At 41.3% G+C, this 20,852-nt stretch carries 21 protein-coding genes; 5 read left to right on the top strand and 16 right to left on the bottom strand.

Going from position 1 to position 20,852, the window contains the following annotated elements; all coding sequences use genetic code 11:
* The 5 genes from K8F54_RS00295 to lysA form a co-directional block, all read right to left on the bottom strand.
* Entirely contained in the window at positions 1-1,452 is a 1,452-nt protein-coding gene (locus tag K8F54_RS00295) for a RimK family protein (RefSeq protein ID WP_290785404.1), read from the bottom strand.
* 96 nt (positions 1,453-1,548) lie between these two features.
* A complete protein-coding gene (locus tag K8F54_RS00290) occupies positions 1,549-2,070 on the bottom strand; it encodes a hypothetical protein (RefSeq protein ID WP_290785401.1) in 522 nt (173 codons plus the stop codon).
* Positions 2,071-2,080: 10 nt separating this feature from the next.
* On the bottom strand, positions 2,081-2,575 hold the full coding sequence (locus tag K8F54_RS00285) for an SRPBCC domain-containing protein (protein ID WP_290785396.1): 495 nt from the start codon (positions 2,573-2,575) through the stop codon (positions 2,081-2,083).
* Positions 2,576-2,617: 42 nt separating this feature from the next.
* Entirely contained in the window at positions 2,618-3,766 is a 1,149-nt protein-coding gene (locus K8F54_RS00280; RefSeq protein ID WP_290785393.1) for a serine hydrolase, read from the bottom strand.
* A 50-nt stretch (positions 3,767-3,816) separates the two neighbouring features.
* Positions 3,817-5,022, bottom strand: a complete 1,206-nt coding sequence (gene lysA, locus K8F54_RS00275) for a diaminopimelate decarboxylase (RefSeq protein ID WP_290785390.1) — start codon at positions 5,020-5,022, stop codon at positions 3,817-3,819.
* 184 nt (positions 5,023-5,206) lie between these two features.
* Between lysA and sucC the strand changes: the two genes are divergently transcribed.
* From sucC to K8F54_RS00250, 5 genes are all read left to right on the top strand, one after another.
* Positions 5,207-6,397: an ADP-forming succinate--CoA ligase subunit beta gene (gene sucC / locus K8F54_RS00270; RefSeq protein ID WP_290785387.1), complete on the top strand. Its 1,191-nt coding sequence runs from the start codon at positions 5,207-5,209 to the stop codon at positions 6,395-6,397.
* 164 nt (positions 6,398-6,561) lie between these two features.
* The gene (locus K8F54_RS00265) at positions 6,562-6,891 is read left to right on the top strand and encodes a hypothetical protein (protein ID WP_290785384.1); all 330 of its coding nucleotides are present in this window, start codon (positions 6,562-6,564) and stop codon (positions 6,889-6,891) included.
* A 160-nt stretch (positions 6,892-7,051) separates the two neighbouring features.
* Entirely contained in the window at positions 7,052-8,269 is a 1,218-nt protein-coding gene (locus K8F54_RS00260; RefSeq protein WP_290785381.1) for a hypothetical protein, read from the top strand.
* A gap of 53 nt (positions 8,270-8,322) precedes the next feature.
* Positions 8,323-8,721 carry a TerB family tellurite resistance protein gene (locus tag K8F54_RS00255; RefSeq protein ID WP_290785378.1) on the top strand — a complete coding sequence of 133 codons (399 nt, stop codon included), beginning with the start codon at positions 8,323-8,325 and terminating at the stop codon, positions 8,719-8,721.
* Between the two features lie 145 nt (positions 8,722-8,866).
* The gene (locus K8F54_RS00250; RefSeq protein WP_290785375.1) at positions 8,867-9,304 is read left to right on the top strand and encodes an Hsp20/alpha crystallin family protein; all 438 of its coding nucleotides are present in this window, start codon (positions 8,867-8,869) and stop codon (positions 9,302-9,304) included.
* Positions 9,305-9,381: 77 nt separating this feature from the next.
* Here the strand turns inward: K8F54_RS00250 and rluF are convergent, their stop codons facing one another.
* From rluF to K8F54_RS00195, 11 genes are all read right to left on the bottom strand, one after another.
* Positions 9,382-10,161 (bottom strand): 23S rRNA pseudouridine(2604) synthase RluF, encoded by a 780-nt coding sequence (gene rluF, locus K8F54_RS00245; RefSeq protein WP_290785373.1) that lies wholly within the window; start codon positions 10,159-10,161, stop codon positions 9,382-9,384.
* 64 nt (positions 10,162-10,225) lie between these two features.
* Positions 10,226-12,232 (bottom strand): excinuclease ABC subunit UvrB, encoded by a 2,007-nt coding sequence (gene uvrB, locus K8F54_RS00240; RefSeq protein ID WP_290785371.1) that lies wholly within the window; start codon positions 12,230-12,232, stop codon positions 10,226-10,228.
* A 341-nt stretch (positions 12,233-12,573) separates the two neighbouring features.
* On the bottom strand, positions 12,574-12,954 hold the full coding sequence (locus K8F54_RS00235) for a DoxX protein (protein WP_290785368.1): 381 nt from the start codon (positions 12,952-12,954) through the stop codon (positions 12,574-12,576).
* Between the two features lie 216 nt (positions 12,955-13,170).
* Positions 13,171-14,037: a hypothetical protein gene (locus K8F54_RS00230; RefSeq protein WP_290785365.1), complete on the bottom strand. Its 867-nt coding sequence runs from the start codon at positions 14,035-14,037 to the stop codon at positions 13,171-13,173.
* A gap of 134 nt (positions 14,038-14,171) precedes the next feature.
* Positions 14,172-14,618: a hypothetical protein gene (locus K8F54_RS00225; protein WP_290785362.1), complete on the bottom strand. Its 447-nt coding sequence runs from the start codon at positions 14,616-14,618 to the stop codon at positions 14,172-14,174.
* A 60-nt stretch (positions 14,619-14,678) separates the two neighbouring features.
* The gene (locus K8F54_RS00220) at positions 14,679-15,224 is read right to left on the bottom strand and encodes a GNAT family protein (protein WP_290785359.1); all 546 of its coding nucleotides are present in this window, start codon (positions 15,222-15,224) and stop codon (positions 14,679-14,681) included.
* Between the two features lies 1 nt (position 15,225).
* Complete coding sequence (locus K8F54_RS00215; protein WP_290785356.1) at positions 15,226-15,738, bottom strand: DinB family protein; 513 nt, start codon at positions 15,736-15,738, stop codon at positions 15,226-15,228.
* 4 nt (positions 15,739-15,742) lie between these two features.
* Positions 15,743-16,552 carry a methyltransferase domain-containing protein gene (locus tag K8F54_RS00210; RefSeq protein WP_290785353.1) on the bottom strand — a complete coding sequence of 270 codons (810 nt, stop codon included), beginning with the start codon at positions 16,550-16,552 and terminating at the stop codon, positions 15,743-15,745.
* Between the two features lie 13 nt (positions 16,553-16,565).
* Positions 16,566-18,965: a gliding motility-associated C-terminal domain-containing protein gene (locus tag K8F54_RS00205; RefSeq protein ID WP_290785351.1), complete on the bottom strand. Its 2,400-nt coding sequence runs from the start codon at positions 18,963-18,965 to the stop codon at positions 16,566-16,568.
* Positions 18,966-19,071: 106 nt separating this feature from the next.
* Positions 19,072-19,908, bottom strand: coding sequence for an ABC transporter permease (locus K8F54_RS00200; protein ID WP_290785348.1), 837 nt, complete (start codon positions 19,906-19,908; stop codon positions 19,072-19,074).
* A gap of 6 nt (positions 19,909-19,914) precedes the next feature.
* On the bottom strand, positions 19,915-20,814 hold the full coding sequence (locus tag K8F54_RS00195) for an ABC transporter ATP-binding protein (protein ID WP_290785345.1): 900 nt from the start codon (positions 20,812-20,814) through the stop codon (positions 19,915-19,917).
* Positions 20,815-20,852 lie beyond the last annotated feature (38 nt).

Below are 20,852 nucleotides of genomic sequence, written 5' to 3'. Positions count from 1 at the left end.
TTATTTATCTTCTAGTCGTTTGAGTAAGGCTTCGATGATTCGGGCATAGACTACATCACCATAGTACCGATCTTCTACGCCGGCATCGATATTTGGGTTGTCGTTTATCTCGATCACCAACGGTTTTCCGTTCACTTCCTTAATATCAATTCCGAAGAGACCTTGACCCATAATCTTTGCGGTATCTAAGGCGGTATCTATAATGATTTTTGGTACCTCTTCAATAGCCATAGTATCTGCATTGCCATCCTGATCGTCTTTTTTTTCGGCACTCCAATTATAGATTTGCCAATGTCCCTTTGCCATATAGTACCGACAAGCGTATAAAGGCTGTCCGTCTAAAATGCCGATACGCCAATCATAGTCGGAGGGGCAGAATTCCTGTGCTATGATCAAATCGGATTCCTGAAGCATTTGTTTTACCAGAGCGAGATATTCTTCCTCGGTCTTGGCTTTTTTCACACCAAAGGAAAAGGTAGAATCGGGGGCTTTTAAAACACAGGGCAGTTTTACTTCGGCCAAGGCTTCCATAATATTATCCTGATGAACAATGATGGTCTTAGGGGCTGGAATACCGGCATTTTCAAGGGCTTCCGCCATAAATACCTTGTTGCAACATTTTAGAATAGCATCGGGATAATCTACAATGGCAATATTTTCCTGTTGTGCTTTTCGGGAAAAGGTATAGGCTTCGTTATGCACTTCGGTACTCTGCCTAATGAGCAATGCGTCAAAGGCTGAAAGTCGTGATAAATCCTTCGGACCGATTACTTCCACATAGAAATTGTGTTTTTCGGCTATCTCAATAAACTTTTTGATAGCCTTGTTATTGCTTGGGGGCGCAGGGTCGTTGGGCTGTACCAAGATGGCGAGGTCGTAGATTGCCTTGGAAAGTTTGGGGGTGTCATAGCGTTTTTTTGAAAAATACTGAAGGGCAAATTGCTTGGCACTTTCTATATGGTCTTCGGGAATTTCAAGAATAGAAATGGCGCGAATACTCTGAATTTTCCATCGCTTGCTATAACTGAATTTAATATGTAGAAAGGGAATTTGGAAGTGCTTGTGAAAGGTAGCGCTGAGCTCTTTGTACTTGGCGGCTACGTTTTGCCCAAAGTAAACACTCAAAACAAACTCTCGCGACTTGATTCCCTTTAAACTCTGCTGAATAAGATCGTCAAATTCTTCAGAAACAATCCGAACCAGTTTTGGCGCCTTCAAATCGACTAGGTTCTTAACCGTTGGAATGGGTAAGTGGCCACGTGCTTCGGCTAATAATGAGACATAATATCCCTTGGATTGGTATGAATAATTACGGCAAAGATTAAAGATTCTTGCCTTCTTCAGATTGGAATAATGTGGATTGGTAAGGTATTCCTGCGAAGAGATTACTAAGGTATTCTCATCTAAGAATGCCCAGTTTTTAGGATTGTCAACGACAATAAATTTGTTCATCAATGTTTATAAAAAACGAGCCAAATGTAATCGAATTTTCAATCGGTTGATCTTTCGTTAACAAATTGTTTTGAAAATTCTTAATGTGGCTGTTTTCTATTGCTTAACCCAGGTATAGGTTCTTTTTTCTATCCAGTTTCCTTCGGTATCCTTGTCGTACGAAGTAGTCTGTAGCGAACTTTCATCTAAGCTAAGGTCGTGTTTAGTGATCCAGGTGGTTCCATTGGGCATGGAAAAGGTCTGAATAGCCTCCATACTGCCATTCTTCATAGGTTGTATTTTCCCAATACCGATGACGCCGCCTTGTCCAAATTGTAACAGCATACCTGCCTGTTTTACATTGTCCCAATATTGACGGTATTCCCAAAAATCGCCGGTTTCCTGACCATCCTTCACCCCGAACAACCTTCCAATAATACTGGTCTTTCCAATGCCCCAGGACCATTCCATCACATAGGTCTCATAGGGTTCTTCTTCCGAGACATAGGGCGAATTGTCTGCTTCCCACCTGCCAATATTTGCTTTGAGATCTTCAGAAAACCATTTGGCAATCCCGGTTTCCTGACTTTGGATAGAGAAGGATACTAGCAATAATAAGGCAAGGAAATATGGCTTCATAGGAAGGTGTTTAATTATTTAGCATTGGCTTTAGTTTGGGATCTTTGTTGCGCAGATCGAATCCGCCCTGATACACCGATTTCAAATTCACCAGATAAAACGACCAACCTTGGTCACACCCCAGGCGAATGTTTTGTTTTGATTCGTCATCTGTTGGAATTTGCGATTGAGTGAGCGAAACAATGGTGCCTTTTTCATATAATTCAAAATGCACATCGACCAAGCAGGTATTCGCGAATGAAAACTGAAGGTGATCCTTGCCGTTGGATTTGGTAATATTTCCGGTTTCGGTCGCATCCCACAAATACCATTGCCAGCGATAACTATCACCCGCTTTAATACGTTGCTCTTTGGGTTTTATTTTCCCTTCCGCATTCAAAAAAGAGGCATCACTTAAAAACCATCTCTCCAATTCGGATGGAATCGCCCAGGCGTCGTAAAGCGTTTGAATATTGGCTTCAATCGCGATTTTTCGTGTAAATTTAGTCCAATCGAAGTTTTTCATAACAAACGGTATATGAGTCGGTTAGAGGTTTAAATATACAACTTATTTGGCTTTCTTTCGAGCGAATTCATACCGATATAATTCCCTTCCCAATTGTGCTAAAAAGGGGATGCCCACAGATTCATACTCATAGTGATCATCGTTGAAGATCTCATTATTATTTACCAAAATGGTGGCGGATAACAGAAAATGTATGTCGTTAATTTCGTCGACTATATATGCGGTATCGGTTAAAGTACCAAAGGCGTACCCTACTTTGTTGTATATTTTTAAATTTTCCGGCATCCGTTCTTTGGAATCGCCATAGATAAAAAATTTGCCATAGCTGTCATAGAATTCAGATTCGTCATAACCAGAATTTCTAGGTACCGTATGCATGGTGTTAAAAAGAAATTCTTGGGTTTCTTTAGCCAACTGAAATTGTTGGTCTTCAGGAAACAATTCGGCGAAGAACAATCTTTTTAAAAGTTCATGTTGGGTACGAAGAGGGAGGTAATTTTTTTCTGAAAAATCCATGGGTTGAGCTATCAAGGTATCATTTCGCATAAAACCTTTGCCTTTTACTGTTTTTTTCAGCTTGAGTTTCTGTATTTCTGAATCGGATGCTGTACTCAGATTTGGCAAGGATTGAAAAATAGTATCTGATTCGTTTAACCGAAATAGCAGCGGAGTCCGTTCTTTATCTGAAGCATTTTCGGTGGCGAGACGATGTGAGATCCGTACCGGCTGAAGCCTCTTGCGTTGCAACTGCGCATTGATATAATCACGGCCTAAAAACTCGTACAGCCTATTGTATGCGTCGTTATCACTCACAGCAAATAGTTGCCGTACTTCATCTTCGATGGTATGCACTACCGAATCTCCTTCCATGGTATATGGGGTGTTCCGTGAAATAGTGTGCAGGGCATCTATCTTTTCTAATGCCAAGACGGCTACCGGAAATTTAACGGTGCTTGCCGGATAAAAATAATGGGTAGCGTCCAGTTGAAACGAAAATTCGGTAAGAAGCGGTGCTCCATTAGCGGTGGTGTCAATTCGAGTATAGAGTATTTGCACTTCATGGGAGTCCAAATTCTGCATAATCCCACTAATAGCCGGATGATCACTTTTAAGGGCCACAGCCAAAGGATCGGTACCATTTTCGCTACAGGCCAAAAGCAATATAAAAAATAGAAACAGTAATTTTTTCATTTCTAAATGTACTAAAAAAGAAACACCCCCTATATTGGAGGTGCCTTTTATTATAGCGTGATTGCTATTTGATTTCTTATAATATCATCGAAGGTTTCCCGCTTGCGGATCAAATGGGCCTTCTCCTTATACCAAAGTATTTCGGCCGGACGATATCGCGAATTGTAATTGCTCGACATTGTAAAGCAATAGGCTCCCGCATTGCTAAAAGCTAGGATGTCGCCTTCGCGTATCTCGGCAATCCGGCGGTTGTTTGCAAAGGTATCGGTTTCACAGATATACCCTACCACGCTGTAGAAGCGCTGACGGCCTTTCGGATTTGAAACATTTTCAATTTCGTGCTGCGATCCGTACAACATCGGGCGAATTAAATGATTGAATCCACTATCCACTTGTGCAAATACGGTAGAAGTGGTTTGTTTTACTACATTCACCTTCACCAAAAATTTACCGGCTTCACTTACGAGAAATTTACCGGGTTCAAAAGCCAGCGTCAGGTCTTTTCCGTATTCTTTACAGAAGGCATTAAAACGTTTGCTCAATTTTTCGCCCAATTCTTCGATATTGGTTTCAATATCACCTGCTTTATAAGGCACCTTAAAGCCACTGCCAAAATCGATAAACTCTAAATTGTCAAAATGTGTAGCTGCTTGAAAAAGTATTTCCGAAGCATATAAAAACACCTCAATATCCAGAATATCACTACCCGTGTGCATGTGGATACCGTTGATGGTCATATTCGTATTTTCTACAATACGTTTTATATGTGGCATTTGATGTATAGAAATTCCAAACTTGCTGTCAATATGCCCAACCGAAATATTGGTATTTCCACCGGCCATCACATGTGGATTGATACGAATGCACACAGGTATTTCAGGGTGTTTAGCACCAAACTGTTCCAGGATAGATAGGTTGTCTATGTTGATTTGTACGCCCAGGCTTGCTGCCCGTTCGATCTCTTCCATGGATACCCCGTTTGGGGTATAGATTATCTGATTTGGAGCTACTCCTGCTTCCATGGCCAAACGTACTTCCTGAATGGAAACCGTATCCATCCCGCTTCCCAATGAACTCAATAATTTTAAAATCGAAATATTCGACAGGGCCTTTACAGCATAGTTAATCTTTAACTGTTTCACCTTCTTAAATGCATCATGCAAGCGTTTGTATTGCGCTTCGATCTTGGAGGCATCATACACATACACAGGACTTCCATATTCCCGGACTACAGCTAAAAGGTCTTGTTGGTTCATACATAAAAGTTTAAAAAATTAGGGTGCAAAAATAGTGGGTATGAATAGATTAATTAGTATACAAGCCTTAAAATATCACTAATTGGTAGCTATGAATTATTTAGGAAGAAGCTATCTAAAAAAGATTAGTCCAATCCTATAACATTTGTTATTTTTGCACATTCTAAATTGAGAAACGCGCACTATGAATCTACACGAATATCAAGGAAAAGAGATCTTAAACAGTTTTGGAGTAGAAATACAAAGAGGGATCGTGGCTACCACTCCCGCTGAAGCCGTTGCAGCCGCAAAGAAATTAACAGAAGATACCGGTACCGGTTGGCATGTGATCAAGGCACAGGTACATGCCGGAGGCCGTGGAAAAGGAGGCGGTGTAAAATTGGCAAAGAGTCTTGCTGAGGTAGAACAGCTTTCCGGGGAGATCATAGGGATGAATTTGATCACACCACAAACCTCTGCAGAGGGAAAAAAAGTACATCAGGTTTTGATTGCTGAAGATGTGTACTATCCCGGTGAAAATGAGCCGGAAGAATATTATATGAGTGTGTTGTTGAATCGTGGTACTGGGAGAAATATGATTATGTACTCCACGGAAGGAGGCATGGATATTGAGACCGTTGCTGAAGAAACGCCGCATCTTATCTTTACCGAAGAAATTGATCCGGCCGTTGGATTACTGCCATTTCAAGCCAGAAGAATTGCATTTAACTTTGGATTGAGCGGACAGGCATTTAAGCAGATGACGAAGTTCGTTACCGCCCTATATACAGCCTATATCAAATCGGATGCCTCCTTGTTCGAGATCAACCCGGTGCTTAAGACGAGTGATGATCGTGTGATTGCAGTTGACGCAAAGGTAAGCATCGATGACAATGCATTGTTCCGCCATAAGGACTATGAGGCCATGCGCGACTTGCGAGAGGAAAATGCGGTCGAGGTGGAAGCCAAGGCAGTTGGATTAAACTATGTGGATTTGGATGGGAACGTTGGTTGTATGGTGAATGGAGCCGGTTTGGCAATGGCCACTATGGATCTTATTAAACAAGCAGGCGGAGAACCAGCTAATTTTTTAGATGTTGGAGGTACAGCCGATGCGGAGCGTGTCGAGATCGCCTTTAAACTAATTCTAAAAGACCCGAATGTAAAAGCCATACTCGTGAACATCTTTGGCGGGATCGTTCGATGTGATCGAGTAGCACAAGGTATTGTTGATGCCTACAAGAATATGGGGACCATTAATGTGCCTATCATCGTGCGTTTACAAGGGACCAATGCCGACATAGCCAAAGAAATAATTGACAATAGCGGACTCGATGTGTACAGTGCAATCGAGTTTCAAGAAGCGGCCGACAAAGTTCAGGCATTGCTTTCCTAGCTTATACTATGTTATAAAGGAAAAACCTCCCAAATAGTTGGGAGGTTTTTTTTGTTGATTGTTAGTGGGTTGCGTTAACGAAGTGTTAAATATTTAAAATAGCGTAACACTTTTTCGGTTTTGCTAGTCTATTATGTATATCAATCTTTTAAAATCGAACCGTTATGAAAAAACTTCAAGCAATTTTATTAGCCACAGTGCTACTTGTAGGATCTGTTGCCTCGGCAGCTGTAATTCCTACAAAAGACAAGAAAAGTGCAACTTCCGAAGAAATTAGAGTGTTGCTAACAGATCCAACCTTCACAGTCGAAGAAGACACCTCAGCCTATGTTACATTTATGTTGAACAAAGAAGGCGAAATGATTGTACTTACTGTTGAAACAGAAGACGCTGTCGTCGAATCTTTTGTTAAGGCCAGACTGAATTATCACAAGTTAAGCACGCCCTTAGAAATAGGAAAGGAATACAAAGTGCCTATCGTACTTAAGGCATAGGTCGAAACCACAAAACAATACAAATCCCGGACTCATCAACCGGGATTTTTTATTTTGAGGGAAATCCGTCAACGATGTACAGGATTTTCCCTGAATTTCTCTTTTCGGTTTTATATCCCTTGTAAAATACATAACTTAGTGTCTATTAAATAGATACGTTATGAAACTTAAACTTTTATGCCTACTTTTCGTGCTGGGATGTGTCTTTTCACCGGCCGTGGCACAACAGCCTACAGTAACCGAAAATTCTGACGATGCGCTTAAGGAGGCCGTCGAGAAATTGATAGAAGAAGAATACATTCGAATTCCCAAAAAGGACTTTGATGCGATCGTAGAACATCAAATCTCCGAACGCGTCAATAAAAAATTTAACAATCTGCTTTATTTATTGGGAGCCATAATCGCTTTGTTGAGTACATTTTCTATCATTCAGGCGAATCGTGCCAAGAATGCGTTACGGGAACATATCGATACCCGTATTAACAATGACACGGCCAAGGCAATGACCGATATCAAGAATGATTATATCAAGTCCATTGACCCCAAAATGGAAAGTTTAAAATTAGAATTGAAAAATGAAGACATACATATTAGGAATAGCATTGATGCCATTAAAAATGACGTAAACCAAAAACTGCTAAGCATCGAACAACAGAATGAACAGACCAAACGACAGGTAAGTAGGGCAGAGGCCTATCTTACGAACGTAGAGATTCAGGAATTGAGCAATAAGGTGGCTCAAAAGACCTATACCGATGAAGATATTGAGCGTGGCTTGCAGATCATAAAAGATATTGAATCCTCAAATACCAACTTATTTCAAATACCAATTGTCATTAGTCATTTGAGTGTTATTCTTTACAACAAGAGACGTGATAGTCAATTAATTGAATTGATCTCGGAATACGAAAAGAAATACACCCTTAAAGGAAACGTCTATGTCAATGGGGCTTTGATTGCCTTGGAAACATTCCACAATTATGCCTCGTCCCGTGATAAGCGCGATATTGCCTTAGAATTTCTTGAAAAGTCCTTACTGGCTACGGAAGGCTACGGAATTGCTTTGGCGGTGAAACTAGAGATCTATATGATAGATCATATTCGGGCGATAAATGATGCCAAACGAAAAGAAGCAATCCTTCAAGCCGAAGGCATTATTCACGATATTTTGACTAGTGGTTCCGAACTTCCCGCATACGAAACTATTAACCGACTTGCAATCGACTTCAAACAAAGTAGCTATACGAACTATGTAGATCAATTGTATATTTTGTTCAGTGAAAAGATGGACCAAATGCTTGTTCGAGCAAACAAATATTGTAAAGACCACAAGATCAAGCCCTATAGCGTTTCAGAAATCACAACAAAATCTACCTAGGCATATTTTAAAAAATGTTTTTAAAATTGTAAGATTTATTTTAGTATTGTGGCATGGATAAAGAAACAAACCGTGCCCTTTTAAGCGATCTTATTTTGCTCGCACAAGCGGATAATAAGGTGACCGACTCGGAATATGATTTTATCATACGTATTGCCGAACAGATGGGACTCTCTGAAGCAGATGTGACCGAACTTTTTGACAATCCGTTGCCTTCCAAGCCACAAAATAGCGAGTTACAACGCCTCACACACTTCTATAAACTAGTGCTAGTGATGAACGTAGATAGGGAAACGCATGAAAAGGAGATCATAGCCGTGCGTAATTTTGGACTGAAAATGGGTATTCGTCCGGGAGTGGTAGACCAAATCTTGCTGCGTATGAACGATTATAAAGATAAGATCATTCCAACAGAGGAGCTATTAAAAATTTTCCAGACCTACTACAACTAGTTATTCGGTCATTTTATCATTCAGAATGGACAAAAAGACAGCTATTGGGTTCAAAATCAGGTCAAAATGTCCTGTTATTCGTTTTGGACTTTAATTTGTTTATATCAATTTGAAAAATAAGTATAACCTTTAATACTAAATTGATATGAAATTAGTTAAAAGAAATAACGTGTGGTTTCCCACTATTTTTGATGACATTTTTAATGAAAATAGATTGGATGTGCCTAATTATGAAAACTTTAGCATTCCGGCGGTAAATATTAAAGAGAATTTAGCGAACTTTGCACTCGAATTAGCCGTACCCGGATTAAAGAAAGAAGATTTCACCATAGAGGTCGATGAAAATGTTTTAAAGATCTCTGCTGAAGTTAAGAATGAAAAGGAAGACGCTAAGAAAGTAGATGAACATACAAAAGTTACCCGTAAAGAATTCAATTACAGTAGTTTTAAGCGTTCGTTTACGTTACCTGAGACAGTAGAAGTGGATTCAATTAATGCCACTTATAATAATGGTTTGCTGCTTATAACCATTCCGAAGAAAGAAGAGCAGAAAGAGATTAAAAGAATGGTTGAGATTTCATAATTGAAATTTAATTTGGTTAGTTAGTTGAAATGACCACGTGCTACTCAATCGGTACGTGGTTTTTTTCTGCCCTAAAATTAACGACCTCTACGTCTTTTACCTGTAGTGCGTTCGGTGCGTTCTGCTTGAGGCGTATTGTCCGAAATCGAAACTGCCCGCTTTAAGTCGTCCAATTCTTTTGATGTTAGATCGCGCCACTCGCCGATAGGTAAATTCCCTAATTCAATATTCATAATGCGAATTCGTTTTAGTTCCACCACCTCATAGCCCAAATAGTCACACATACGACGTATTTGTCTATTTAAACCTTGAACGAGAACAATTCTGAATACAAAACGACTCAGTTGCTCCACCTCACATTGCTTCGTTGTGGTCTGTAACTCGTGAAGCGGCACACCGCCCCGCATTTTTTTTAGGAAATCTTCTGTAATGGGTCTATCAACTTTTACAATATATTCTTTTTCATGATCATTTCCCGCTCTCAGGATCTTGTTAACAATATCTCCATCGTTGGTCATTAACAACAAGCCTTCACTTGGTTTGTCCAAACGTCCAACATGGAAGATGCGCTCCTTGTGATTGATAAAATCTACCACGTTACCATCAATGCGTCGATCGGTCGTACAAGTTATTCCTATGGGCTTGTTTAAGGCTATATATACAAGCGCATCGTTCTCAGTAATCAATTTACCATCTACCTTTATTTCATCGCCGGGCATAGCGCGATCACCCAGGGTGACCTTTTCTCCATTGATGGTAACACGGCCCTGTTCAATAAGTGTATCGGCCTGGCGACGGGAACAATAACCACTATCACTAATGGCCTTATTTATTCGAATGGAATCGGGGTGATTCATTTTTAGAATTGGATTAAAGGTTTACGGTTTTTAAATAATTATAATTTGACTTCGGTTAAATATCTTAGGAAGCTACTTTTTCCAATTGTTGCTGAAGTGATTTGATCTTATCCCGAAGCTTGGCTGCCATCAAGAAATCCAATTCCTTGGCCGATTTTTCCATGGCCTTTCGCGTATCCCGAATCTTCTTCTCCAGCTGGGCCTTGGTCAAATATACATCATCCGGCTCTGCTGCCGCTAAGGTACCGGCAGTTTCAAACGAATAGGCCTCTTGCTTCGATTTGGTCAATGAATTTTCAAAAGACTTTTTAATTGCCGTAGGGGTAATGTTGTTGGCTAGATTATAAGCGATCTGTTTTTCTCTACGGTATTCGGTGCCATCGATAGTCGCTTGCATACTCTTGGTAATCTTATCGGCATACATGATTGCCTTTCCGTTAAGGTGTCTTGCGGCACGCCCTACGGTCTGAGTAAGGGAACGAGCACTTCTTAGAAATCCTTCCTTATCGGCATCTAAAATGGCGACTAGGGATACCTCCGGAAGATCCAATCCCTCCCTTAATAAATTCACGCCCACGAGAACATCAAACAATCCCAAACGGAGATCCTGCATGATCTCTACACGCTCTAACGTATCTACATCACTGTGGATATACCGACACCGAATCTGAATTCGAGTCATATATTTGGTTAATTCTTCAGCCATGCGCTTCGTAAGGGTGGTGACCAATACTCGTTCGTCTTTTTCGACGCGTAATTGAATTTCTTCCAGCAGATCGTCAATCTGATTCAGGCTTGGCCTTACTTCAATAGGAGGATCCAATAATCCGGTCGGACGAATGATCTGTTCTACGAACACTCCTCCGGTCTTCTCGAGTTCATAATCTGCAGGGGTAGCGCTTACATAGATCACCTGATTCTGCATTGCTTCAAACTCTTCAAATTTTAAGGGTCGGTTGTCCATGGCAGCCGGCAAACGGAATCCATACTCTACGAGGTTTTCCTTTCTGGAGCGATCACCACCATACATGGCGCCCACCTGAGGTATGGAGACATGACTTTCATCTACGATCATTAAAAAATCATCGGGGAAGTAGTCCAACAGGCAGAAAGGCCGAGTGCCGGGCAATCTTCGATCCAGATAGCGAGAATAGTTTTCAATCCCGCTACAATAGCCTAATTCACGAATCATTTCTAAATCGAAATTGGTACGTTCCTCTAGGCGTTTTGCCTCCAGATGTTTGCCAATCTCCTTAAAATAATCTACCTGCTTCACCAGATCGTCCTGTATGTCTTTAATGGCATCTTGTAGCACATCCGGTGAGGTGACAAACATATTGGCGGGGTAGATATTGAGTCGGTCGTATTTTTCGATAACCGAATTGTTCAAAGGATCAAAAGCTTCGATTTCCTCAATCTCATCACCAAAGAAATGGATACGGAAGGCTTCGTTGGCATAGCCGGGATACACATCAAGTGTATCTCCCTTTATTCTGAAACGGCCGTGAGTGAATTCAGCTTCGGTACGAGAATATAGGCTTTGAACCAACATGTGAAGCAGTTTGGTTCTAGAGATCACTTGTCCGGCCTGTAAGTGAATCACATTCTTTTCAAATTCCGCAGGATTTCCAATACCGTATAAACAAGATACCGACGCTACTACTATCACATCGCGTCGCCCCGAAAGTAAAGAAGAAGTGGTGCTCAGTCGCATGACTTCGATTTCCTCATTGATCGAAAGATCCTTTTCAATATAGGTACCGCTTGACGGAATAAAGGCCTCCGGCTGGTAATAATCGTAGTAAGAAACGAAGTATTCTACGGCGTTTTCAGGAAATAGATTTTTAAATTCGGTATAAAGTTGAGCCGCCAGCGTTTTATTATGCGCCAAAACCAATGTTGGTTTTTGCACGGACTCAATGACATTCGCTACGGTGAAGGTTTTTCCACTACCGGTTACACCCAAGAGTGTTTGGTATTTTTCGTCCGAATTGATTCCTGCTACCAATGCTTTGATGGCAGTAGGTTGGTCTCCTTGAGGGGTAAAATCAGATTTTAACTTGAATTTCATATGCCTTTTTTCCGTTGTGCAAAAGTAACGAAAAATGGCGAGGCGTGCTTGGCAAAAAAACGACCATTTTAATCGAGCCAGCTACAGCAACAGGCCTTAGATAGGCCTGCAATTGTTCTGTTTGCATCCATCGTGATGTGCTCCGCTTCGGGAGTAGCAGCTCACCCGGACATTTGTAGCACAGCTACCGCAATACGGATGATAAATCCTGCTTCGTTTACCACCTACTCTCCAAGACTCATCCTATTTCCGCAGTAAGGATTGCGTCTGTATCTCGAGCGATGTATGCAATGGCCCCTCCATGACTAATGCCGGGAATTCCTTCCTATTTTTGTGTGAAATTATGAAAATAGCGGCTTGTATTTTCCACGATGCATCCAGAGCAACCAGATATTTAATAAGGCAACAATAAAGGCGGGCCACATTTTTGATATGTCGCAATTTGAAATCACAAAGATCAAAAAGGTAATAGAGAGGGGGAAAAGTACAATAATCAAAAACGGAGTCCATTTATTAAAGATTAATAAAAGACCTATCAGAATTTCAAAAATATACAAGACCGGTAAATAAACTACCACTGCATCCAAAAAGTTTTCGGTGTTTTCGGGCATTGTACCATAACTTGTGGGTAGAATTTGAAAAAACTGATTAAGGGCGTATACAATTAAAAAGAGTCCCAGTAGCATACGAGGCCATGCAGTAATTTTTTTTTGAGCTTTCATGTTCGGGTTATTTCAAGTTTAGAAATAAAATTACTACCTAAAATCTTAGAAATATATGACTAATATCACCTCTGTTTTTTTGTTTAGCATTCGTCTTCCGGTAAATCGCATGCAGATCAAAGGAAATAGGAGGGCAACGAACAATTTTTTTTGCTATTTGTGTACTATGTAGGTCAAAAATTGAAAATTGCATCTAATTCTGTTCTCAGTATTACATTATTCTTTTTTCTGAAATACGATGTCCCTTCCGTCGGGATTGATCTTCCTCACCCTCGTTTTATTTCTTGCTGAAAATTCCATAATCCACATAGTACCATCAGGAGCGACTAAACCCCCGGCCGGAGACCAGAATCTATCCGACTCGAATACGGTTTCAACCGTTCCATTCGGGCTAATTTTTTTTACTTTTTGAGCTCCGTATGCTGCAACATATGTATTTTGCATTGTGTCTGTCCACATTCCCATAAGATAGTGGTGGTCGCCCACATTTTCGAAGGAGGATTTCCCTTCGTATAAATTATCAGCTACGAGGCTTACTTCTCCCTTAGGGTTTACTTTTTTCAAATTCAGATGGTCAATGACGTATAAATACGCATTGCTTTCAGCATAATACATCCAGCGAATGTCTTTGAATTTGGAGTTGGTGTGTAAGGTGATCTCACCCTGAGGTGTCTCTTTTTTTAAAACCTCATGATCTCCTAATTTTTCCGGCCAATACATATTCGAATCGGCATCGCGCACTAGGGTATTATTGGATAGAAATCCTTCGGTAGGAGGGATGGTTTGTTCAAGGACTCCGGAACTACTTAGGCACCATACATAACTTCCCCATTTATCTGTGGCTTCTCCTTCGTACCAAACATGTTCACCGTATAGGTTGTCGTATTGATCTAGGTATAATTCGTGCGTATGTACATCTTCAACAGCTATTGTATGAGTTCCGTCGGCTGCTATTTTCCAAACATGTGATAGATCGGTATAGAATACACTTCCCTCGCCATCCATCACAATACCAATGCCCGGATGGGCCATCAGTTGATGGATGCTCAATACAATGAAAAGTATTCCTAAGATTGTTTTCATGTCTTATTTCTCCTCTAGATATTTAACGGCAGCCTATCCCATATGGTATTTGTGAAAGTCACTAGACTATAAATTTACTAAAATTTATAAAGTGATTAGCTTGGTAAATGGTAAACGGAAGAGAAATTTATGAGTTAATTGGCACGGTCAAAGCGAAGTGATTTCTTTTTCCAATCGAAATGTACTTCAGTAAAATCCTTGTTCTTGATGCGTTCGATCTCCGCTTCTGTTATGTCAAAACTGATTTGCGTCATAAAACGACGAGATACGTTAGAATATTCTGAATCGATCTCCTGCGTATCGGAAGGCAATTCAAAATTACCGGTATCGCTTATAAAAGTGAGTCGGCCCCCATCAAAAGTCTTAATCTTAGTGCCACTAACAATAACGGTTTCCAGAAAGAGGTAACCATTTAACTCTTGAATTCCACCGAAAAGCTGCCCCTGTTCTGACGAAGCCAAAGCCGTTCCCTCAATTTCAATACTCTTTGCTTCGGTAACCTTGTCTACATGCAAGCGTTCCATGGCGCGGCTGTTTCCCATGGCGGCTAGCACTTTATCTACTTTTCTAAGGAATCCCATTGGTTGCATTTAGTGTTGGGTCCAAGATACCTAATCCCAATAAGCTCTGCAAAAGGAATTTTACACAGGCTTCTGTAAAATTTTTTCATAGTCAGTTTTGTCCAGCTTCCAAAGATTCACTTCTTGTTTAAAATTAAGGGATCCGGGGGTGGTGGTATGGGTTTTTTCAAATTTGAAACCTATTTTTTCAAGTGCTCTATTTGGTGCCGGGTTGAGGGCATAGGGTTCACAAAAAAGTATTTTCAATTCTAGGTTTTCGAAGAAGAAGGGCAATGATTTTTTCATGAGTAGGCTTCCCATGCCTTTTTGTCGATGCTGTCCTTCCCACAGGTGTAAATGCATATAGGCCTCTTTTCCAAAGACGATCCGATTGACATTGCAATGGCCAATGGGTTGTCTGTTCAATTCCCAAATTAACGCATACGCCTTTTTTGCTTCCATCGGGGTGTTAAGCTGCTCCCTTAGGTTTTGTTGAAGTGTTTGCCTGGCGGGTATTTTTGATAGATCTACGCCCATACCCACCAAATGGGCATCACTAGATTCCAGCCAGTAACGGATTATAAAGTCAATATCGGTTGGTTGTATCTCTCGAACTGATAGGTGCATCTTATACTATTTTCTTCAGTGCTAAGATAGTAGCCAAATGATGATCATCATGCTCGGCTACAAAAAAGAGGAGGTCTACCGGCTTCATGGGTACTTTCAGGCGGGGATGCATTGCTTGGTGTTGTAAACTGCTTTCGGGAAGTGCTTCAAACTCGGTTATAAATGCATTTCGGGCACTTCGGAATGCATTCAACAGGTTTTCAAAAGATTTACTGTTGTGATTGGCAGCCTCGGTTTGGGCATTGGACATATCGGCGGCAGAGAGTTCCGTTTTTAAAATGGCAAATTCTGCAATGCGCTGATGGTGCAATATCTCTAGGTCGATCAAATGTCCAATGTGTTCTTTGATACTCCACCCACCCTCAGGTTGAAAGGATAGCTGTGTATCGCTGAGGTCTTTGCAATAGTGCTGAATCCTAATTTCGGTATCCTGTACACGGGCCATGATATTGGCTGCCCATCCGGGGTGGATGTTCAGATTAAATATATGAGAGGTCCATGGTTGTCGTTTCATGACATTACTTTTCCGCTATTACTTCCACCATCAATGGACAACATAGTGTGGCACCCGGCGTTTGCTCCAGCTTGCTATGCGAAGCCAGCGCTTGAGACACTTCTTCCTGAGTGAGATAGCCCATTTCTGCCAGACGAGGATAATAACTGTGATAGAAGGTTTTGGGCCATTGCCAATTCAAGTTTTGGGGAGTGGCGATCTTTGCCATGAGTCGGATACTCGTTACCTGCATGTTTAGTGCTGTAAGCATTTCAGGAAGCTGCCGCCCCACATCAATCTCTCCGGCTGAATCTTTAAAGCTTTTTAAGGCAGCTGCAATTGCCTTGTCCAAGGCCGGATAATTGGGTTCGGTCTGATGGGTAGACCAGTCGTAGTACTCATGCAATACCATTTTACCCCCAGGTTTGAGTGCCTGATACACCTTTTTCAGAATTTCTTTCGGATTGGAAAGCCAGGCAAGGGCCCAGCGACAATACATTCCATCAAGGCTATTGGGCTCTAACTTCATTGTATCAAAATCGGATAGTACACCCTCAATGTTCAAATGATGTAGTTTTTTTACCTGTTCCAGGTGTGCTATATAGGCTTCCGAACGATCCACTCCAATCACCTTCCCGGAGCTTCCAACGACATAGGCCAATTCCTTAGTGCAAAAACCCGGTCCACACCCCAGATCCAGCAAGGTTTGTCCTGCGGTAAATTGAGCCAAACTCCAGCCGCGTTGCGCTTCTTCCGCCCACACTTGATGTTGTATGCCCAGTCTGTGAAGTTCTTTCGTATCGGTTCCTAAAATATAGGCGTTGTTTTCTTTCATATTCGTTGTTTTCTCAATAGTTGATATATATAAAACCGAGATATGGATTTGGAAACTTGGAGTTGTTTAGCTGAAGTACATAATAGTAGGTGCCTACGGGAACCAAACTTCCATTGAATAATAAACCTTCGGTTGCAATTCCATCCCAGAAACCGTCTGCATTGTGGCCCGTATGGATGCGATTCCCCTCCCTGCTAAAGATCTGTAATTCGAAATTTTCAAACACATCTAACAATCCGGATATTTCGAAGACATCGTTGATAGTATCTCCATTGGGTGAAAAGCCATCGGGAATCCAGGGAGGACATTTCCCCGTAGTCAATAAGAACTCTCCTATGGTAAAACAGATCTCATTTTCCAAACGGACGAAAATAAGCTGTGGATCTGCTCCATTTACGTAAGCGCCCGGATCGCTGATGGGGTTCTCATTGGCCACTGCATTTTCATAGGTCGTAAAATAGGTAATCACATCGTTGGGGTTGGTGGATATATATTCATGCTGTTGGGTGAGATCAAAGGTTCCCGTATTCATCCCTTCATCACATACCAGTAGGTCCGGAAGCTCCCCAATAGGCGGAATGGTTTCGAACTCCACATCGATATCAAATACATTATTGTTTTCATTTAATTCTTCAACAATGCCATTGCCGTTTCCAATATCATCTACTACAGCTCTAATGATAAACTGATCTTGTGTTTCATCGGGAATCGAAAGCACGATTTCTCCGGGCTCATTACCTCCAATTGGAATAGTAGTAACTGTTTGAGATATGGCCACAAGCGCACCGTCTACATAAAAGGCGATTGGAGTTTGTGCAGGAAGTGGGCCGGTGCATTTTACATTGAAAACGGTATACATAACCCTTAGCTCTCTTTGTCTACATGCGTTGAGATTGTCATCAATTACAACAGTGGCATCGGGGAGGGGACAAGGGATCACCTCTATGGTAAATTGTCTTAATACAAAACAATCGGGGTTGGCCACTCGCACATAGATTACTTGAGGATTTTCGATATTTTCGTAGGCTTCGGGATTGGGGATGGCGTTTGTATTGTTGTTCGCATCATCTTCTGTTTCGTGATAGGAAATATCATAAATAGGATTGACTTGCGCGGTTGCTTCGGTTAGATCGAAGACTTCGGTGCCCACCACATCACACAGTACTATATTGGAAATTGCGGCGACTTCAGGAAAGACCAACAGGTGGAAATCTAGGCGGTATTCGTTATTATCTTCATGCAGTTCGGCAACTGTTCCAATTCCGGAACCATTGTCATCGACTACTGCTTTTAATTCAAAATCGGCAAGAATACCAACAGGAATTGTCAGTGTTATAGTGCCACTTTCCGAACCGTCAATGGGCAGTACCATGGTGGTTGCCGCTTGTCCTACTAATGTGGTATTTGCATAGAAGGCGATTGGGACATTGGCCGGGAGTTCGTCAGTACTATTCACATTATAGACGGTATAGGCTACTTCCAACTCTCGGTTGCCACATTCGGTGCCACCAACCACCTCGTCAATTTCTATGGTGGCGTCTGGTAATTCGGTATTAAGAACCGTTACCACGTTATTGATCATTACAAAATCCTGACCCGAGGTGAGTTCTATCGTAGCACTTATGTCTCCCGGTTGTATATTGCTCTCGATATTGTAAAAATCGATATCCATATTATACAGTTGGTCGGAATTGGTAAAACTGTTGGTACTATTGAATTGGTTGTCTGGCGGATTAAGTGGTGGATTACTAATGATGTTTCCATTTACTTTTAGCGTTTCCATGACTGCGAGTGATGCATCGCCTTCCCAGGAAAGAAAGCCAATCTTTGCCCCGGTATTGTCTAGCACGTTTAGATTGTCTAATTCTATGGTTAGTACCGGATTGGTTCCCGAAACACTTTCAAGTCCGTCAAAAATGTTTACTTGATTGAGAGGTAGTGCAGGGTCTTCATAGATTACCGTGACGGCCCAACCGCCAAAGTTGGTGGTATTTCCACAATAGGTATCGATATCGGCTGTGATATCAAATTCTGAAAGTGTATAGTTTGCATTACCGTTACTCTGCAGGTAGGATGTGATATCGACGAAAGCCGCAAAATAGACCAAGCCGCCATTCTGTACTAATGTAAAGGTCCTTTCGGCGGTCATGGGTGCTCCATTAAACAGGATATCATAATCGCCTATAGGACTGGATCCTGCCCAGTAAAGAAAGGCTGCAACAAGTGTTTGTCCGGGTTGCAGGGCAAAATCTGCACTGCTTTCAGTTAGAATCTCACAGGGAGTAGGCGGGTCTTGTCCTGTATTTTCACCGGTGTTTAGCGTATTGCCAAAGGAAAGGTAGTCGTAGCGTCCATTAAATTGTTCGTACAAGGAAATATCCTGAGCCGTGAGAGCCCACGAAAAAATTGCCAAAATAAAGCTTATTGTACTATAACGACTGCGCATACCGTTTTGATTGACTGTTAAATATACAGAATATTTGGTTCAGTCATCCAATAATGGAAAGGCCGATTGTATTTTACAAGTCTCTGCGTTTTAAGATAACTAAGGACCAGTAGATAAACAAAGCAGTCCACGCTAGTACAATGAATATCCCGAGTACCGGTACATCATAACTCTTGGTGAATTCTTCTCCCAACTGACTCGCAGCCGATTGTACAGCGCCCAGACGGGAAAAAGGCTCTCCAATGAGGTTCGACATGGATTCTAGCGGTAGGAATTGCGTTACTTGTTCGGCAATATCGGTCCCCTTAAAAAACTTCCACTTTAATACGCCGTAAATGATTTTCTCGACCACATACCAAATAATAAGAAAGCCTAGTGCAAAGGCTGAACGCTTTACCAAAACTCCAAGAAATAGGCAGAAGGAAAAGAAGGCCACTAGTTTGATAAAATAAGCCAATATGTACTGCATATCGCTAAAGATGATACCTATTTCCTTATAATCTGAAAAGCTCAATCCAAGGAGCATCGATACAATAAATAGGAAAATTGTAGACATTGAAGCAAACAGTATGACCGTAAGAAACTTGGAAAGCACGAATTCTTTCTTACTTAGACCGTCGATAAGGTTCTGTTTTAAGGTACGGTAACTGTATTCGTTTGCCATCATCGAAACGATTACAATCGCTAAAAAGATCTTTAGGATCGCTCCCATAAACGTATTGAAATGCCAGATAAACGGAAAGTTAAAAATCCCCTGGTCTGCCACTCGGAAATTGATCCCGCCGAACTTGAATTCGATAGAGGCGATAAGCGCTATAAAGGTGATAAGGACAAAGTAGACAATGGAAATAACCTTGGCCGCTTTGTTGTATTTCAGTTTTTGGAGTTCTATTTGAAGTAATCGTAACATAGCCGCTTAGTTTTGATTTTTGGTGATTTCAAGGAATTGTTCTTCCAAACTTTCTTTCCGCTTTACCAAATGTGATAAGACGATTCCTTTTTCGAAAAGCAATTGATTTAAGCTACCGCTATCCATAGGTTCATTAAGATAGGCGATTAACTGCTCACCTTCTTTTTTAATGTTTCCGAAGGAATTGTTTCCTTCGAGCGCCGCCTGCAATTCCACCATATTTTTGCTTTGGAGGATAAAGAATCCGTGACTGGCATTCATACCATCCACACTTCCGGTGTAGAGGCTTCTTCCTTTCCGAAGAATAACCACATGGGAACATACCTTTTCTACTTCGTCTAAAAGGTGAGATGCCAACAGTATGGTAGTTCCTTCCGAAGCAATTTTTTTAATAATCTCACGAATTTGATGGATTCCCTGTGGATCGAGCCCGTTGGTGGGTTCATCCAGAATTAGAATTTCAGGATCATTTAACAAGGCAGAGGCTATGGCAAGACGCTGCTTCATTCCCAATGAAAACGTACTGAACCGACTATTTTTTCGGTCTAAAAGACCTACGGTTTCCAGTTTTTCTTCTACTTTGGTAGTTGCGACTCCCTTGATCTTGCAAACAAGTTCCAAGTTCTGAACCGCTGTCATATATGGGTAAAAATTAGGTCGTTCTATAATGGCTCCTACTTTCTTTAAAGCGTTGTGCGTTGAATCTGTTCCATCGAACCAGTGAAAGTTGCCTAAGGTCGTGTTCACAACATTAAGGACGATCCCCAGAGTCGTGGATTTACCACTTCCGTTGGGGCCTAAGATGCCGTAAACATTTCCTTTTTCAATGGTAAACGACAAGTCATCGACTGCCGTAATAGGTCCAAATTTCTTGGTGAGATTATTAATAGTGAGTATAGGATGCACGAAGTGATTTTTTGATTAAAAAGTTAAAAGTATGACGA

The sequence above is a fragment of the Altibacter sp. genome, from assembly GCF_019913785.1.
Lineage (GTDB): Bacteria > Bacteroidota > Bacteroidia > Flavobacteriales > Flavobacteriaceae > Altibacter.
This window is presented reverse-complemented; position numbering and strand designations above follow the sequence as displayed.

Coding starts and splice junctions, on each gene's coding strand:
- K8F54_RS00295 (WP_290785404.1), bottom strand. CDS start 1,452: ATGAACAAATTTATTGTCGTTGACAATCCTAAAAACTGGGCATTCTTA.
- K8F54_RS00290 (WP_290785401.1), bottom strand. CDS start 2,070: ATGAAGCCATATTTCCTTGCCTTATTATTGCTAGTATCCTTCTCTATC.
- K8F54_RS00285 (WP_290785396.1), bottom strand. CDS start 2,575: ATGAAAAACTTCGATTGGACTAAATTTACACGAAAAATCGCGATTGAA.
- K8F54_RS00280 (WP_290785393.1), bottom strand. CDS start 3,766: ATGAAAAAATTACTGTTTCTATTTTTTATATTGCTTTTGGCCTGTAGC.
- lysA (WP_290785390.1), bottom strand. CDS start 5,022: ATGAACCAACAAGACCTTTTAGCTGTAGTCCGGGAATATGGAAGTCCT.
- sucC (WP_290785387.1), top strand. CDS start 5,207: ATGAATCTACACGAATATCAAGGAAAAGAGATCTTAAACAGTTTTGGA.
- K8F54_RS00265 (WP_290785384.1), top strand. CDS start 6,562: ATGAAAAAACTTCAAGCAATTTTATTAGCCACAGTGCTACTTGTAGGA.
- K8F54_RS00260 (WP_290785381.1), top strand. CDS start 7,052: ATGAAACTTAAACTTTTATGCCTACTTTTCGTGCTGGGATGTGTCTTT.
- K8F54_RS00255 (WP_290785378.1), top strand. CDS start 8,323: ATGGATAAAGAAACAAACCGTGCCCTTTTAAGCGATCTTATTTTGCTC.
- K8F54_RS00250 (WP_290785375.1), top strand. CDS start 8,867: ATGAAATTAGTTAAAAGAAATAACGTGTGGTTTCCCACTATTTTTGAT.
- rluF (WP_290785373.1), bottom strand. CDS start 10,161: ATGAATCACCCCGATTCCATTCGAATAAATAAGGCCATTAGTGATAGT.
- uvrB (WP_290785371.1), bottom strand. CDS start 12,232: ATGAAATTCAAGTTAAAATCTGATTTTACCCCTCAAGGAGACCAACCT.
- K8F54_RS00235 (WP_290785368.1), bottom strand. CDS start 12,954: ATGAAAGCTCAAAAAAAAATTACTGCATGGCCTCGTATGCTACTGGGA.
- K8F54_RS00230 (WP_290785365.1), bottom strand. CDS start 14,037: ATGAAAACAATCTTAGGAATACTTTTCATTGTATTGAGCATCCATCAA.
- K8F54_RS00225 (WP_290785362.1), bottom strand. CDS start 14,618: ATGGGATTCCTTAGAAAAGTAGATAAAGTGCTAGCCGCCATGGGAAAC.
- K8F54_RS00220 (WP_290785359.1), bottom strand. CDS start 15,224: ATGCACCTATCAGTTCGAGAGATACAACCAACCGATATTGACTTTATA.
- K8F54_RS00215 (WP_290785356.1), bottom strand. CDS start 15,738: ATGAAACGACAACCATGGACCTCTCATATATTTAATCTGAACATCCAC.
- K8F54_RS00210 (WP_290785353.1), bottom strand. CDS start 16,552: ATGAAAGAAAACAACGCCTATATTTTAGGAACCGATACGAAAGAACTT.
- K8F54_RS00200 (WP_290785348.1), bottom strand. CDS start 19,908: ATGTTACGATTACTTCAAATAGAACTCCAAAAACTGAAATACAACAAA.